Consider the following 15,058-nt stretch of genomic DNA (forward strand, 5'->3'; position numbering starts at 1 on the left):
ACTGAACGCCTCGCCGATCAGAACTCGGTCCACTCCTCGACATCCTCCGCGGGCTTCTTGTGGCGCGGCTGAGGTTTGGGATCGACTTCGCGGCTCGCCGATGCGTGGTCATCCTGGTGTGACGACGAGTCGCTGGGTCGATGAGTCAGCCGGGCTGCCGGCTGCGCCGCGGGTGCTTCCCGGTCGTCGATGCGGAAGGTGGCGATCAAGCCGGCCAGGTGCTTGGCCTGCTCTTCCAGCGAGGCGGCGGCGGCGCTGGTCTGCTGAACCAGCGACGCGTTCTGCTGCGTGACCGAGTCCATTTCGGTGAGCGCGCTGTTGATCTGCTCGATACCGCCGTTCTGCTCCCGCGTGGCGGTCGAAATCTCGCTCATCAGGGCAGTGACCTGACGGATCGATTCGACCGTCTCGCCGATGGTGGTACCGCTGCGCTCGGCCTGCTCGGCGCCGCTGGTCACCTGCGACGTGGTCGCTTCGATCAGGCCGCGGATCTCCTTGGCGGATTCCGCACTGCGGCTGGCCAGCTTGCGCACTTCTTCGGCCACCACGGCGAAACCGCGACCGTGCTCGCCGGCGCGAGCCGCCTCCACCGAGGCATTGAGCGCCAGGATGTTGGTCTGGAAGGCGATGGAGTCGATCACGCCGATGATCTCGTTGACGCGATTGGCGCTTGCGGCGATCTCGCGCATCACCTGCACCGTACGCTCGACTTCCTGACCGCCGGCTTCGGCGGTCTGCGACGCCGACGTGGCCAGCTTGTCCGCTTCCTGGGCCGTTTCGCTGTTGGTACGCACGGTACTGGCCATCTCTTCCATGCTGGATGCCGTCTGCTGCAGCGCCGAGGCCTGCTGTTCGGTCCGCGAGGAGAGATCCTGGCTGCCCGAGGCGATTTCCCCGGCCCCGGTGAAGACGTTGTCGCTGCTGTCACGCAACGACACCACCAGTCCCTTGAGCTTGTCCTGCATGCTCGCCAGACCTCGATAGAGCTGACCGATCTCATTGCGCCCGCGATCCTCGATCCGTTCGGTGAGGTCGCCCCCGGCGATGCGCTCGAAATGATCGACGGCTCGTCGCAGCGGAGTGACCACCACACGCATCATGCCATAACGAATCACCAGAACCGCCAGCAAAGCCGCTACCAACAAGGTGACATCGATGATGCCGATGATGCGACTGACCCCGGTGACTTCATCGATCACCGTCCTGCCATGGCTCTCCGAGTCGTCGATGAACTCGCGCATGGCCGTGTCGAGGGCGATGCCCAGCTCGGCCAACTCCTCCTGGCTACGCATGATTCGAAACGGCGTCTCGTCGAGCAGCGGCTCCAGCCCATCGTTCACGTAGGCCTCGAACGCCTCGTCGATCGCCGCCACGTAGGGGGCACGCGGATCATCCGGTGCGACGTCCACCTCACGGAAGGCAGCGAACCGTTCACGCGCGGCGGCCAGGGCCTCCTTGGCCAGTTCCTGGTTCTCTCGCCCCTTTTCGGAATTGCCCTGGGTGCTCAGGCTGGCGTAACGGTCCAGGTGGGTCTGGGCACGCAACACGTTCACCTGAGCACGGTTCGCCTGGTTGGCCAGCTGAATGTTGGTTTTCTCGAGTTCATGAAGCGCACGTTGGCTAGTGCTGCTCGAATAAAAACTCAACCCGCTGATCAGGCCAATCATCAGCACCAATACCGCCAGTGCTGCCGTCAGGCTCCATTTGATGGATAGATGCTTCATCGTTCCCCCGTGGCTCGTCTGTCTTCACTCTTAGCGGTCTAATGGGTATCGGCAGATACGACAAAAGATTGAGGGGGTCGCGTCGGTCTACGACGTTTGGCTAACACCCGACCGTGATCCAACGGCTGCATGCCCAGCGACGTCGGAACGTTCAGTTCTCCCCGGGCCCGCACTTGGCTAGGATGAGAAGCTGTCAATCGGCGGATGGCCTCCATGCTCGCGTCACTCGAACAGCGCACTCTCAAGATTTCCATCGTCGCGACCCTCGCGGTCTCGGCATTGGGGGTAACGCTGGGGTTGCTCGCCGGATCGCAATCGATTCTCTTCGACGGGGTATTCTCGACCATCGATGCCGCCATGTCGGGTCTGGCGCTACTGGTGGCACGCCTGGCGGAACGTGAGGTTAGCGAGCGCTTTCAGCACGGCTATTGGCACCTGGAACCCATGGTGGCTGCACTCAACGGCAGCATTCTGCTGCTGCTGTGCTTCTATGCCTTCCTCAACGCCGTGCTGGGGTTGCTGGAAGGTGGCCGCGAGCTGACCTTCGGTCTGGCCATCGTCTACGCCGCGGTGGTCGCTCTGGTCTGCTTTGCCATGCATGCCTACGAAAAACGCATCAATCGCCGCGTCGATTCGGAATTCCTGCGCATCGACGCCCAAAGCTGGCTGATGGCGGCACTGATCACTTCGGCGCTGTTAGTGGCCTTCGCCATTGCCCTGATACTGGAAACCACGCGCTGGGCACATTTCACCCGCTACGTCGATTCACTGCTGCTGGCGGTTCTCACCTTGTGTTTCATGCCGGTGCCCATCGGCATCGTGCGCCGAGCCCTGCGCGAGGTGTTCCTCATCGCTCCCGGCGAACTGGACAGCGAGGTGCACGCTGCCATGGCGCCGGTGATGGCGCGCAATGGGCTGCTCGAATACACCAGTCACGTGGCCAAGACCGGGCGCGGCCACTTCATCGAGATCCACATCGTCACCACGCCCGAGTTCGCCGTCGGCGAAGGAGTCGCGGTGATGGACGAGATCCGCGAGCAGATCGCATCCGGCCTGACACCGCCGCCGGAACGACGCTGGTTCACGGTAGCCTTCACCGCCGATCCGCGCTGGGTCTGAAGCGTACTTGCAGGGCCCCCGCCTCGACCGGTGAGCCATGCGTTGCCTGAGAGCCCTTCATGCGTCGATACTCGAACGCATGCGCAGGGCTAGCTCGATACCGAACGGCTCATCGCCCTTGCGCGGTCACCGCTCATGGGTGACCGGAATGTCGAAATGCAGCACGTCTTCGCACGGACCACCCAGTTTCGAGTAGAGAGCGATGGCCGCAGCGTCGCCCCTGTCCGCCTGCACGAAGACCACGTAGGCGCCGCGCTCGAAGGCGATTTGCCGGATTTTCTGGATCAAACCGGTGGCTATGCCCTGGCGGCGATGAGCCTCGGCCACCGCCAGATCGTAGATATAGAGCTCGCTGCGTGCCTGCTCGAACTTGATCAGCTCATAAGCGGTCAAGCCCCCTACCACGTCATTCCCGCTTAGGGCGGCCAGCGCGATGAACGTATCGCTGCCTAGCAGCCGGCGCAGATAGGCATCGTCAGGACGAGCGCTGCCGTACGTCTCCGCCTCGTCGAAGGCTTCGCCGAAGGTGGTCAGCAGCGCGTGCATCATCGGCACGTCCTGCGCGGTAAGGCGATGCAGACGAAAGGCATCCCGAGCAGCCATGACAGTCTCCTGGACTTCTACCTGGCCTGTCCGTCGAAGCAAAGGCAAGGGGTGACCCTCGGCATGGCAGCATGCCTCCGTCCGGCATCGGCAGAACCCGGAGTCATTCGTCCACGACGACCTCGAAGCCGCCATAGATCAGCCGCTTGCCGTCGAAGGGCATGGGGTTGGCATCGGGCTGCAGGCGCGGGTCTTCCATGACCTTGGCCATGCCTCGATCGCGCACATCCCGCGAAGGCCAGGTGATCCAGGAAAAGATCACCGTCTCGTCCGGCTGGCATTTCACCGCCATGGGAAACGAGGTGACCTTGCCGTCCGGCACGTCGTCACCCCAGCATTCCACCATCTGCAGGGCACCGTGCTCCTTGAAGACCGCCGCGGCATCGCTGGCGTGCTTGATGTACTGCTCGCGGTTGGCGGTAGGCACCGCCGCGACGAATCCATCGACGTAAGTCATGACTCTGCTCCCGTATCGCGTGGGGGTAGTTCCCGTACCGGACGCACCTCGATGGTGCCGAAGCGGGCGGGAGGAATGCGGCTGGCCAGCTGCACGGCTTCGTTCAGGTCGCGGGCCTCCAGGAGGTAGAAGCCGGCGAGCTGTTCCTTGGTTTCGGCGAAGGGACCGTCGGAGATCAGCACCTCGCCATCGCGAAGGCGCACGCTGGCGGCACTCTCCACCGGCTGCAGGGCCTGGCCGGCGAGAAAGTGCCCCTGGTCGGTCAGGCGCTCTACCCCGGCCAGGCACTCCTGGTTGAGGTCGTGCCACTCCTGTTCGCTCATGGCCTCGATCAGGCGCTCCTGGTAGTAGACCAACGCGGCGTATTTCATGATTCGCTCTCCTCGTCGTTCATCGGACAGCGTCCGGTCTGACAGCCGATCATCCAGTGCACCCCGAAACGGTCGGTGGCCATACCGAAGCCCCGAGCCCAGAAGGTGGCGTCGAAGGGCATGGTGACCTGGCCGCCCTCGGCCAGCCGCTGGAACACCGCCTCGGCCTGTTCGAGCGCCTCGTATTCGAGGTGCACCTGGGCTCCCTGCGGCGCCTGGTAGCAGTCGCCGGCCATGTCCGCGCCCATCAACCGCCGGCCGCGCACGTTGAGCGAAGCGTGGATGATGCGATCATGCAGCTCGGACGGTGTGTCCCGGGCGGCCGGGGTCTCGCCGTAAGTGACCAGCGCCTCCAGCCGACCGCCGGTGACCTCGGCGTAGAAGGCCATCGCCTCGCGGCAGTTGCCGGGAAAGCACAGGTGCACGTTGAGTTCGCTGGGCAGACGAGCCTGGTCGAGATGCTTATCCAGACCGTGCCCCGGTTCGAAATCCTCGAGGCTGAAGTAGCGGCGCAGCTCCAGCGTGACGTCGCCGTCCTCGCGAGGCCACTGCCTGGCCCACTCGATGGCGGTCTCGAGCGAGTCCGCCTCGAGTACGGTGTAGCCGGCGAGCAGCTCCTTGGTTTCGACAAAGGGCCCGTCGGTGACCAGCAGCTCGCCACCGCGTCGTTCGATCCGGCAGCCTTCGCGGCTCGGTCGCAGGCCGTCACCGGTAACGAACAGACCGGCCTCGTCCAGCCGGCGGTTATAGTCCGCCATGGCTTCGAGCACTTCCTGGCTGGGTAGCTCACCGGCTTCGGTCGCCTCGTCGGCCTTGCGCATCAACATGTATCGCATCGGTTACTCCTTCATCGGCTGGTTGCTTCCTCGAGTCGCACGAGGCGCGGACGAATCGACAACGAAGGCGAATTTTCAGCGTTCCGGCTGATCCAGCTCGCCCAGACGACGCTCCAGGAAGCGCCGCTCCGGCTCCTGGACGCTCAGCGCCAGGGCGCGCTCATAGGCGATTCGGGCCTCGCGAGGCTGACCGGCGCGGCGATGAAGGTCGCCCCGAGCGGCATGGAAGAGGTGGTAGTTGACGATCGCCTTGTGGCCCTCCAACGTCTCCAGCTGGCGCAGGCCCACCTGCGGGCCGTCGCGCATGGCGAGGGCCACCGCGCGGTTGAGCGCGATCACCGGCGAGGGCTGCTGCTGGTAGAGCGCCTCGTAGAGCTTCACGATCCGTGCCCAGTCGGTCGCCTCGGCGCTCGGCGAGCGGGCATGTTCGGCAGCGATCGAGGCCTGCAGCGTGTACGGTCCGGTGGGGCTGAGCGCCAGTGCCCGCTCCAGGCCGAGCAGGCCTTCGCGGATGCGCTGCCGGTCCCAGCGGCTGCGGTCCTGCTCCTCCAGGGGAATCAGTTCCCCGTCCGGGCCCTGGCGGGCATCGCGCCGGGCATCGTGCAGCCGCATCAGCGCCTGCAGCCCGAACACTTCGCCCCGCGGCAGCAGCCGAGCCAGCGCCTCGGCCAATTCCATGGCCTCGCCCGACAGGCTGACGTCGAGCAGCGATTCGCCGGCCGTCCGCGAATACCCCTCGTTGAACACCAGATAGATCACGCGCAGGACGTCCGGCAAGCGCTCCGGCAATTCCCGGGCATCCGGCACCTCGTAGGGAATGCCCGCATCGCTGAGCTTTCGCTTGGCGCGCACGATGCGCTGGGCCAGGGTGGCGGGCTTGAGCAGCAGCGCTCTGGCTACCTGCTCGGTGGTCAGGGCGCACATCTCGCGCAGCGTCAGCGCCACGCGCTCGTCCAGGGCCAGGCTGGGGTGACAGCAGGTGAACAGCAGTCGCAGCGGGTCGTGCTGGATGCTTCGCTCGTCGAGGCTCGCCACGGGCTCTTCGGGCACCACGAGATGGGCATGCTGGCGCGTGGTCTGGCGGCGCCGAATCTGATCGATGCCACGCCGCTGCCCGGTTCGGATCAGCCAGGCGGCGGGGTTGTCGGGCATGCCCTGCTCCGGCCACTGCTGCACGGCAGCCATGAAGGCCTCCTGCATGGCCTCTTCGGCCATGTCGAAATCGCCGAGCAGACGAATCAGGGTCGCCAGCACGCGCCGCGAGTGCTGTTGGTACAGTCGTTCGATATCGGGTTCGCGGTTCATGACGATGAAGGGCTAGTCCGGACGTTCACTGCAAGCGTAACCGCATGCTGCGAAAGCGCCGCCGATACTGGCTGGGGGTGAGACCCACGCGACGCGTGAACAGGCGGCGAAAGAAACTCGGTTCAGCATAGCCGACCTGCTCGGCCACCGCTTCGATGGGCTCGGCGCTGCTCTCCAGGATCTGCTTGGCCTCCTCGAGTCGCAAGGTATGCAGGTACTCCATGGGCGTCATGCCGGTAGCCGCCTTGAAGCGGCGCTTGAAAGAGCGTTCGGTCAACCCGCTGAGCTTGACCATGCCGGCCACCGGCGAGTGGGTATCGTAGTGCTGGGCCGCCCATATCTGGCAGCGAGCGATGCAAGCATCATCGACCTGACGCGTGCTGTTCAGGGCCGCATAGGGAAGCTGGCCGTCGTGATGCCAGTCGATCAGGTTGATCCGCGCCAAGCGCATGGCCTCGTCGGCACTCACCAGCCGAGCGACGAGGAACAGCGCCAGATCGATCCAGGAGGTACCGCCGCCGGCCATGATCAGCCGCTGCCCTTCCCCGCTGACCACCAGGGTACGGCGGGCATGCACCCGCACCCGCGGGTGACGTTGCGCCAGCGCCTCGCAGTAGGCCCAGTGAGTGGTGGCATCCTGGCCGTCGAGCAGGCCGGCCTCGGCGAGCAGCAGCGCTCCCGTACAGGCAGCGGCCAGCATCGCCCCCTGGCCATGGCAGGCACGCAGCCAGGCCATTTCCTCGGCATATCCCTCGAGCGGGGCATCGGGCGCGACGAACAAGTCGGGAATGCACGCCACGGCGGGCGCCGGGCAGTCGGCCAGGCGGGCATGCGGCTCGATCCAGGCGCCATTGGCGGCGCGAAAGCCCCGCCCATCGCGCGACACGATCATCGGCGCGAGCAGCGGCTCCCCCATTCGTCCGCTCATCAGGAACTCCCAGTCGCGTCCCACCGAGCCGAACAGATCGTACATGCCATACAGCGTGGAGGCGGTCGCATCCGGCCCGGCCAGCAGCGCGACGGTCAACGCCGAGCAGGAGGGTTGGACAAGCTCAGACATGGCAGAAAACCCCCGTTTGCGGCGCGATGCGCCAGCGTGGTGGCAGCGATATCGCCGTAACCTGCTCCCGGCACCTATCGCCAACCCACGACAAGAGGAGCCAGAACATGTGCGATATCGCCATTACGACGACCGACCGGGCCAACGCCGAAACCGAACGCAGCGAGGAGGACTTCGAGAGCCGGCTGGTGCAGGCGCTCAACGCCGGCGGCCTGCTACTGCTGACTTCGCTGGGCCACCGCACCGGCCTGCTCGAAACGCTGGCCGGCCAACCGCCGCTCACCAGCCAGGCCCTGGCGGAACGCTCCGGCCTTCAGGAGCGCTACGTCCGTGAGTGGCTCGGTGGCATGGTGGCAGCCGAAATCGTCGAAACCGATCCGCAGTCGGCCACCTACTGGCTACCGGACGAACGCGCCGAGCTGCTCACCGACCGGGGCACGGCGAACCTAGCCGTCTATGCTCAGTTTATCCCGTTGCTCGGCAGTGTGGAGGATGACGTCCTGCGCTGCTTCCGCGAAGGCGGTGGCGTGCCCTACTCGCGCTATCCACGCTTCCAGGAGGTGATGGCCAGCGACAGCGGCCAGACGGTGCTGCCGGCATTGTTCGATGCCATTCTGCCGCTCTGCCCGGGGCTCACCGACCGCCTGGAAGCCGGCATCCGAGTGCTCGACTGCGCCTGCGGCCGCGGCCGAGCGCTGCTCGCCATGGCCGAACGCTTCCCGGCCAGCCGCTTCGTCGGCTACGACCTCTCCGCAGAGGCCATTGCCTGGGCCAACGCCCAGGCCGAACACGCCGGACTCACCAACCTGACCTTCGAGGTGCGCGACCTGAGCGACTTCGACGCGACGGCCGAACCGGCGGCGTTCGACCTGATCACCACCTTCGACGGCATTCACGACCAGGGGCAGCCGCGCCGACTGCTGGCGGGCATCCGCAAGAGCCTGGCCGCCGATGGCGTCTACCTGGTGCAGGACATCCACGCCTCGAGCCACCATCACCTGGATCGCCAACATCCGCTCGGCGCGATGCTCTACGCCGTGTCGGTAAGCCACTGCATGACCGTGTCGCTGGCCCAAGGCGGGGAAGGACTGAGCACCATGTGGGGTCGCGAGCGGGCACTTCGCTACCTGAAGGAGGCAGGATTCGGCGACATCCAGGTCCACCAGCTCGAGCACGACATCCAGAACGACTACTTCGTGTGTCGACCTTGACCGCTACACTGGTGGGAATAGAGCGGGCCGCTCGGCGTGTGCCGGGCGGCCCGGCGGTAGGCAAGGGAGCAGGCAACATGATGGATCTCGCGAGTCTTCAACGGGCCCAGGCGCGCATCGCCGATACTCTCTCCCCCACGGCCCTGGTTCTCGACCACCCCTTGAGCGAGCGTCTGGGGCGGCGGGTGTGGCTCAAGGGCGAACTGTTCCAGCGCACCGGCTCCTTCAAGGCGCGCGGCGCGCTCAACTGGGTCCGCACGGCCTCGCCGCAGGAACTCGAAGGCGGGCTGGGCGCCGTCTCGGCCGGCAACCATGCCCTGGGTCTCGCCTGGGCGGCACGCGAGGCGAACGCACCGGTGACCATCGTGATGCCCGAGAACGCCAGCCCCTTCAAGGTGGAAGCCGCTCGGAAGCTGGACGCCGAGGTGATCCTGCACGGCGACATCAACGACGCCTGGGCGCACATGCATCGACTGGTCGAGGAGCGGGGCCTGACCCTGGTGCACCCCTACGACGACGAGCGCATCATTGCCGGCCAGGGCACCGTAGGCCTGGAGATCCTCGAGCAGGCCCCGGAAGCGACAGCGATCCTCTGCCCCATTGGCGGCGGTGGGTTGATCTCGGGCATCGGGGTGGCAGTCACGGAGCTACGCCCCGCGCTCAGCCTGGCCGGCGTGGAACCGGCCGGGACGGCGAGCATGTCGCACGCCTGGGCCAGCGGAGGGCCGGAGCGTCTGGATCCGGTCGACACCTGCGCCAAGAGCCTGGCCGCGGCCATCGTCGGCGAGTGCACCTATTCGCTGAGTCGCGCCCATGTCGACGCCCTGGTCGACATCGAAGAAGCAGCCATCCACCGCGCCATGCGCCACCTGCTCTATGCGAGCAAGCTCGCCGCCGAACCCGGGGCCGCGGTGGGCGTGGCCGCCCTGCTGGAGGATGTCGTCGAACTGCCCCCGCAGGGCGATGTCGTGGTGGTGATCACCGGCGGCAACATCGGGCGCGAAGAACTGATGGATTTCCTGTAACTGCCTCGTTCAGCCGAGTATGAAGATCACGCAGGCTGCGGTCAGTGCTCCCATGGTGACATTGAATACCCGCCAGGCACGCGGCGTATCGAGCCAGCGCCCAATGGCGGTGCCGAAGCCCGCCCACAGGGCGATGCACGGCAGCCCCACCAGTTCGGCGAAGCCCGCCAGTAGCAGCGCATTCACTACCGTATCGCCGCCCTCGGGTAGAAACCCCGCCATCAGCGCCAGCCCCATCACCCACGCTTTGGGGTTGGCGAACTGGAAGGCGGCCGCCTGCCAGAAACTCAGCGGCCGCCCTTCGCCAGTGCGGCGTAGATCCGGCGGTGGAGCGGTGGCGATGCGCCAGGCGAGATACAGCAGATAGGCGCTGCCGATGAAGCGCAGTGCCGTCTGCACGATCGGATAGCGCTCGAACACCAGACCGAGCCCCAGCGCGATACCGGCAAACAGCAGAAAGCAGCCGCCGAGGATCCCGAAGATGTGCGGCAGGGTGCGCAGAAAGCCGTAGTTGGCCCCGGAGGCTGTCAGCATCACGTTGTTGGGGCCCGGCGTGATGGTCATCGAGATCATGTAGAGAGCCGCCGGCCCCAGGAACGCCAGAATTTCCATATAATTGCACCCATACATTTTTGACGAGAATCGACTTTAAATGCCGATAAAATCCAGCATAATGGGTACGAAAAAGGCGTCAAAGGTTTTATTGTCACCATGACGATTTGGATTCCCCGGCTCACCGAACGGGGCCCCCGCTATCGCGCCATCAGCGATGCCATTGCGACGGCGGTGCAGTCCGGTGAGCTTCGTCCCGGCAGCCGCTTGCCCCCTCAGCGTCGCCTGGCCGATGAGCTGTCGGTCACCGTGGGCACCGTGACCCGCGCCTATGCCGAGGCCGAACGCCAGGGCTGGGTGCGGGCCCGAATGGGCAGCGGCACCTATGTGCGGGGCGGCGATGACGACCCCGTCGCCCCCTTCCTGGCCAGCCGCCCGGTCGAGGATGGCGTGGTCGACCTGAGCCTCAGCCTGCCGCCACCGCATCCCCTGCGCGCGGCGGCGTTGGGACGCGCCCTGGCAGCGATCAGCCAGGATGGCGACGCGCTCAGTCGCGCCGTGGAGTACCAGCCGGAACGCGGCGTTCCCGCCCACCGCGAACGGCTCGCCGCTTGGATGGACCGCCTGGGCATGCCGGTTGACCCCGAACGGCTGCTGGTCACCCAGGGAGGTCAGCACGGTATCGATCTCACGCTGCGCGCCCTCGCCCGGCCCGGGGCTCGCATCGCCGCCGATGCCCTCACCTACCCCGGCCTGATCGGCGCGGCGCGCCAGGCACACCTCAAGACCCTGGCCGTACCGATGGACGCCGGCGGCATGGACATGGAAGCCCTGGCGCGCCTCTGCGCCCAGCAGCCGCCACAGCTCGTCTACGTCACTCCGGAACAGAACAACCCCACCGGCATCATGCTCAGCGAGGCCCGTCGCGAACGGCTGGCCGAGCTGGCCGAACGTCACGAGTTCTGGATCCTCGAGGATGGCGTGCAGTACCTCCCGGAAGCCGAACGGGGCACACCGCTCTACCGGCTGGCACCGCAGCGTACCCTGTTCGCTTTCAGCACTGCCAAGGTGCTCGCCGGCGGGCTGCGCATCGGCGTGCTGGTGGTTCCCGAGGCGTTGCAGGAGCGGCTGGGAGCGGCGCTGCGCGCCCAGAGCTGGATGGTGCCGCCGCTGATGGTCGATGCGGTGTGCCACTGGGTGGCCAGCGAAGACGCCGAACGGCTGCTGACCTGGCAGACCCAGGAGCTGGGCGAACGCCAGCGGCTGGCCCACCACTGGCTGGGGGCTTACGAACCCAGCGGCCGCCCCCATGGAGCCAACCTGTGGTTGCCTCTTCCGGATGAGTTGCGCAGCGCCGAGCTGCAGACGGTTCTGGAGCGTCGCGGCGTGCGGGTAACCAGCGCCGAGCCGTTTTGCGTGGGTGGCGAACCGGCGCCCCAGGCGCTGCGCCTGTGCCTGAGTGCCGCCGGCTCGCGCGAGGCGCTGACTCGCGCGCTCGACATCCTCGTCGAGACATTGAACGAGCCGCCACCCTCGCCTTGGCAAACGTTATAACGACCTCAGCCGGCCAGGTTTCGCGCTGTGTGCCAGGCGATCATGCGCTCCTCATCGGTGGGGATCACCCACACTCCGATGCCACTGTCGGCCCCGGCAATGCTGGCGGCATGCGCCGCGTTGGCATGGGGGTCCAGCGTTGCCCCCAACCAACGACACCCTTCCACCACTGCGGCGCGCACCGGAGCGGCACGCTCGCCGATACCGGCAGTGAACACCAGATGGTCAAGGCCGCCCAGCGCAGCAGCCAGGCTGCCGATCTCGCGCACGACCCGATAGACGAAGAGTTCGATGGCCTCGGCCGCCTGCGGCGCCGAGCTTTCCAGCAGCTCGCGCATGTCGCTGCTGATACCGGAAACGCCCAACAAGCCCGATTCTTTGTAGAGCAGGTGCTGCACACGCTCCGCCGTGAGCCCCTGCTGCAGGATCAGGTGTAGCACCAGGCCGGGATCGAGGCTGCCGCTACGGGTGCCCATCATCAGCCCCTCGAGAGCGGTGAAACCCATGGTGGAAGCGACGCTTTCGCCATCGCGGATGGCGCACAGACTCGCGCCATTGCCCAGGTGAGCGACGACGGTACGGCCGGGCACGCTGCCTACCCAGCGCGGCAGCATGCGATTGATGTAGTCGTAGGAAAGCCCATGGAAACCGTAGCGCCGCATGCCTGAGGCGGTGTAGCGCCGCGGTAACGGGAAGGTCTGGGCCACCGCCGGCTGGGTGGCATGGAAGGCCGTGTCGAAGCAGGCCACCTGAGGCAGACGCGGACGCATCTCCTCGAGCGCCCGCACCGGTGCCAGTCCGTAGGATTGATGCAACGGCGCCAATGGCACCAGCGCCTCGAGCTTGGCAAGCACCGCGGTATCCAGCCGCAGCGGCGCGCAGAACTCGCTGCCGCCATGCACGATCCGATGGCCGATGGCGGTGAGCTCGGCCAGCTCGGGATGCGCCTCGATCCAAGCCAGCAACCGAGACAGCGCCGCATCGTGGTCAAGCTCGGCAGCGATACGCCCCAGCGGCGTTCTCGGGCCGGCGTATTCCTGGCGCTGCCCCCGGCCGTCGACCAGAGTCAGCCGTGCATGGCTGCCAAGCCCGGCGAAGTGACCGCGATAGCGCAGCGACAGGTCGTTCAGCCCAGCCCCCTCCGGCGCGCCGAACAGGCCGAACTTGAGGCTCGAAGAGCCGCTGTTGAGGACCAGCATCTCTTCCACTAACGACTCCTCCGCTTCTGGTGTTCGGTCACCAGCAGAGCCAGCGCGCAGGAGGCCAGACGCGTGATGGCGTCGTCGGCGCGACTGGTCAGCACGATGGGCACCCGCGCCCCCACTACCACGCCAGCGCCCGTGGCATCGGCCAGATAGGTGAGCTGCTTCATCAGCATGTTGGCGGCTTCCAGATCGGGCGCCACGAGGATATCGGCGCGCCCCGCCACCGGCGAATCGATGCCCTTGGCAGCGGCAGCCGCCTCGGAAACGGCATTGTCGAAGGCGAGCGGACCGTCGATGGTGCCGCCCACGATCTGACCGCGCTCGGCCATCTTGCAAAGCGCTGCTGCCTCCAGCGTCGAGGCGATCTTGGGATTGACCGTCTCCACCGCGGAGAGGATCGCCACTTTGGGGTCGTCGTTGCCCACGGCATGGGCCAGATCGATGGCGTTCTGAACGATATCCAGCTTGTCGTCGAGGGTCGGGTAGATGTTGATGGCGGCATCAGTGATGAACAGCGGCCGCGGATAGGTGGGCACGTCGAAGGCCATCACGTGACTGATGCAACGCTCGGTGCGCAGCCCGCTGTCGCGCTTGACCACCTCGTGGAGCAGCTCGTCGGTGTGCAGCGCACCCTTCATGATCGCGCCCACCTTGCCGGCGCGGGTGAGCGCCACGGCCTTGGCGGCTGCGGCATGACTATGCGGCACGTCGACCAGCTCGAACTCGTCGATATCGATGCCCGCGGCCTTGGCCGAGTCCCGGATTTTCGCCTCGGGTCCCACCAGTACCGGATGAATCAGCCCCTGGTGCCATGCTTCCCAGGCGCCCATCAGCGAGACCTCATCGACCGGATGGACAACCGCCATGCTCACCGGCTCGGGATGGTTGGCGGCACTGAGCAGTTCGTGGAGTCGCGCTCGCTCGGCCATGCGCACCCGCGGCAGTACGGCGCGCGGACGACGGATCTTCTGGGTGGGCGCCTGCACATTGGCCTCGCCCTCGATCACCACACGGCCATTCTGGTTGATGCAGCGGCAATCGAAGGTGATGCGATGCCGCACGGTATCCTTGGCGCGCGCCGTGACGCTGACCTTCAGCACGTCGCCCAGGCGCACCGGCTCGCGGAAGCACAGTGTCTGGCCCAAATAGATCGTGCCCGCCCCGGGCAGCTCGGTGCCCAGCACCGTGGAGATGAGCGCCCCACCCCACATGCCATGGGCCACCACTTCCTGGAAGCGGGTACTCTTGGCGAAGTCTTCGTCGAGATGCGCCGGGTTGATGTCGCCGGACATGATGGCGAACAGCTTGATGTCGTCGAGCGTCAACCGCTTCTCGATGGCTGCCGTGTCGCCTACCTGGATCTCATCGAAGGTTCGGTTCTCGATCTGCCCCGCGTCAGCTACCGTATGATTCGCCATGCCCAACTCCCGAAGCGGTATTTGCACCAGCATACTGCAGCGCAGCATGAAAAGGCCATGCCGGCCAACGATGCCATGCGGCAAACGACGGGAGCCTGACAGACATCACCAGCGGCACGGGTGGAGCGAGCCATCTATAGTGAGCCAACGGGTACCAATCACGGCAGTCAAGGAGGCCCCATGCCACAGTATCGCAACGATCCGACGCTGGAAGTGCCGGTCTTTCCCGGCAGCCACCTGGTCTTCGACGACCACTACGTCTTCGTGTCGGGACTGACCGTCACCGACATCCAAGGTGGAGACACCGTCCTCGGCGATATCGGCGAAGAGACCACCTGGATTCTGCACCGCCTGAAACGCATGCTCGCCTTCGTCGGCGCCGAACTGGCCGATACCGTACGTGCCGACGTCCACCTGACCAACCTCGACGACATTCATGATTTCGATGCCGCCTACGCTGAATTCTTTCAGCGCGAGCGCTACCCGGCACGCACCTGTACCGAGTCCCCACGCCTGTACGGCGGCGCCAACGTGGAAATCACCTTGATGGTGAAACGTCAGCCCGAGCCGAATGGGAGCGACGGCGAAGAGGCGGCGTCACAAGCAACCTGACGCCTT

At 66.0% G+C, this 15,058-nt stretch carries 15 protein-coding genes; 5 read left to right on the forward strand and 10 right to left on the reverse strand.

The genetic code is table 11. From position 1 onward, the window contains the following. Positions 1 to 17: 17 nt before the first annotated feature. Complete coding sequence (locus GFD32_RS10330; protein WP_163576463.1) at positions 18 to 1,724, reverse strand: methyl-accepting chemotaxis protein; 1,707 nt, start codon at positions 1,722 to 1,724, stop codon at positions 18 to 20. A 213-nt stretch (positions 1,725 to 1,937) separates the two neighbouring features. On the opposite strand from GFD32_RS10330, the gene GFD32_RS10335 reads away from it, so the two are divergent. Then, positions 1,938 to 2,843, forward strand: a complete 906-nt coding sequence (locus tag GFD32_RS10335) for a cation diffusion facilitator family transporter (protein WP_163576464.1) — start codon at positions 1,938 to 1,940, stop codon at positions 2,841 to 2,843. A gap of 126 nt (positions 2,844 to 2,969) precedes the next feature. Here GFD32_RS10335 and GFD32_RS10340 read toward each other — a convergent pair whose 3' ends face one another. The 6 genes from GFD32_RS10340 to GFD32_RS10365 form a co-directional block, all read right to left on the reverse strand. After that, a complete protein-coding gene (locus GFD32_RS10340) occupies positions 2,970 to 3,446 on the reverse strand; it encodes an AAC(3)-I family aminoglycoside N-acetyltransferase (RefSeq protein ID WP_089682497.1) in 477 nt (158 codons plus the stop codon). Positions 3,447 to 3,549: 103 nt separating this feature from the next. Beyond that, positions 3,550 to 3,903: a DUF1428 domain-containing protein gene (locus tag GFD32_RS10345; protein WP_089682495.1), complete on the reverse strand. Its 354-nt coding sequence runs from the start codon at positions 3,901 to 3,903 to the stop codon at positions 3,550 to 3,552. Then, complete coding sequence (locus GFD32_RS10350; protein WP_163576465.1) at positions 3,900 to 4,274, reverse strand: YciI family protein; 375 nt, start codon at positions 4,272 to 4,274, stop codon at positions 3,900 to 3,902. Before GFD32_RS10350 ends, GFD32_RS10345 begins: the two co-directional genes overlap by 4 nt. Next, positions 4,271 to 5,110 carry a YciI family protein gene (locus tag GFD32_RS10355; RefSeq protein WP_163576466.1) on the reverse strand — a complete coding sequence of 280 codons (840 nt, stop codon included), beginning with the start codon at positions 5,108 to 5,110 and terminating at the stop codon, positions 4,271 to 4,273. Before GFD32_RS10355 ends, GFD32_RS10350 begins: the two co-directional genes overlap by 4 nt. 75 nt (positions 5,111 to 5,185) lie before the next feature. Then, entirely contained in the window at positions 5,186 to 6,415 is a 1,230-nt protein-coding gene (locus tag GFD32_RS10360; protein WP_089682488.1) for an RNA polymerase sigma factor, read from the reverse strand. A 25-nt stretch (positions 6,416 to 6,440) separates the two neighbouring features. Further along, the gene (locus GFD32_RS10365; protein WP_089682487.1) at positions 6,441 to 7,475 is read right to left on the reverse strand and encodes a GlxA family transcriptional regulator; all 1,035 of its coding nucleotides are present in this window, start codon (positions 7,473 to 7,475) and stop codon (positions 6,441 to 6,443) included. A 107-nt stretch (positions 7,476 to 7,582) separates the two neighbouring features. Between GFD32_RS10365 and GFD32_RS10370 the strand changes: the two genes are divergently transcribed. Together GFD32_RS10370 and GFD32_RS10375 are read left to right on the forward strand one after the other, a co-directional pair. Beyond that, positions 7,583 to 8,686 (forward strand): class I SAM-dependent methyltransferase, encoded by a 1,104-nt coding sequence (locus GFD32_RS10370; protein ID WP_163576467.1) that lies wholly within the window; start codon positions 7,583 to 7,585, stop codon positions 8,684 to 8,686. Positions 8,687 to 8,763: 77 nt separating this feature from the next. Continuing rightward, positions 8,764 to 9,711 (forward strand): threonine/serine dehydratase, encoded by a 948-nt coding sequence (locus GFD32_RS10375; RefSeq protein ID WP_163576468.1) that lies wholly within the window; start codon positions 8,764 to 8,766, stop codon positions 9,709 to 9,711. A 9-nt stretch (positions 9,712 to 9,720) separates the two neighbouring features. On the opposite strand, the gene GFD32_RS10380 is transcribed toward GFD32_RS10375, so the two are convergent. Then, a complete protein-coding gene (locus GFD32_RS10380; RefSeq protein WP_163576469.1) occupies positions 9,721 to 10,323 on the reverse strand; it encodes a LysE family translocator in 603 nt (200 codons plus the stop codon). Between the two features lie 99 nt (positions 10,324 to 10,422). Here GFD32_RS10380 and GFD32_RS10385 point away from each other — a divergent pair, with 99 nt between their 5' ends. Then, positions 10,423 to 11,817: an aminotransferase-like domain-containing protein gene (locus GFD32_RS10385; protein WP_163576470.1), complete on the forward strand. Its 1,395-nt coding sequence runs from the start codon at positions 10,423 to 10,425 to the stop codon at positions 11,815 to 11,817. 5 nt (positions 11,818 to 11,822) lie between these two features. Here GFD32_RS10385 and GFD32_RS10390 read toward each other — a convergent pair whose 3' ends face one another. Together GFD32_RS10390 and GFD32_RS10395 are read right to left on the reverse strand one after the other, a co-directional pair. Continuing rightward, positions 11,823 to 13,016 (reverse strand): acetate/propionate family kinase, encoded by a 1,194-nt coding sequence (locus GFD32_RS10390; RefSeq protein WP_205599110.1) that lies wholly within the window; start codon positions 13,014 to 13,016, stop codon positions 11,823 to 11,825. 8 nt (positions 13,017 to 13,024) lie between these two features. Beyond that, positions 13,025 to 14,440 carry a bifunctional enoyl-CoA hydratase/phosphate acetyltransferase gene (locus GFD32_RS10395; protein ID WP_163576472.1) on the reverse strand — a complete coding sequence of 472 codons (1,416 nt, stop codon included), beginning with the start codon at positions 14,438 to 14,440 and terminating at the stop codon, positions 13,025 to 13,027. 180 nt (positions 14,441 to 14,620) lie between these two features. Here GFD32_RS10395 and GFD32_RS10400 point away from each other — a divergent pair, with 180 nt between their 5' ends. Next, positions 14,621 to 15,052 carry a RidA family protein gene (locus GFD32_RS10400; RefSeq protein WP_163576473.1) on the forward strand — a complete coding sequence of 144 codons (432 nt, stop codon included), beginning with the start codon at positions 14,621 to 14,623 and terminating at the stop codon, positions 15,050 to 15,052. Positions 15,053 to 15,058 lie beyond the last annotated feature (6 nt).

Source organism: Halomonas faecis (genome assembly GCF_010993975.1).
GTDB classification, from domain to species: Bacteria; Pseudomonadota; Gammaproteobacteria; order Pseudomonadales; family Halomonadaceae; genus Halomonas; species Halomonas faecis.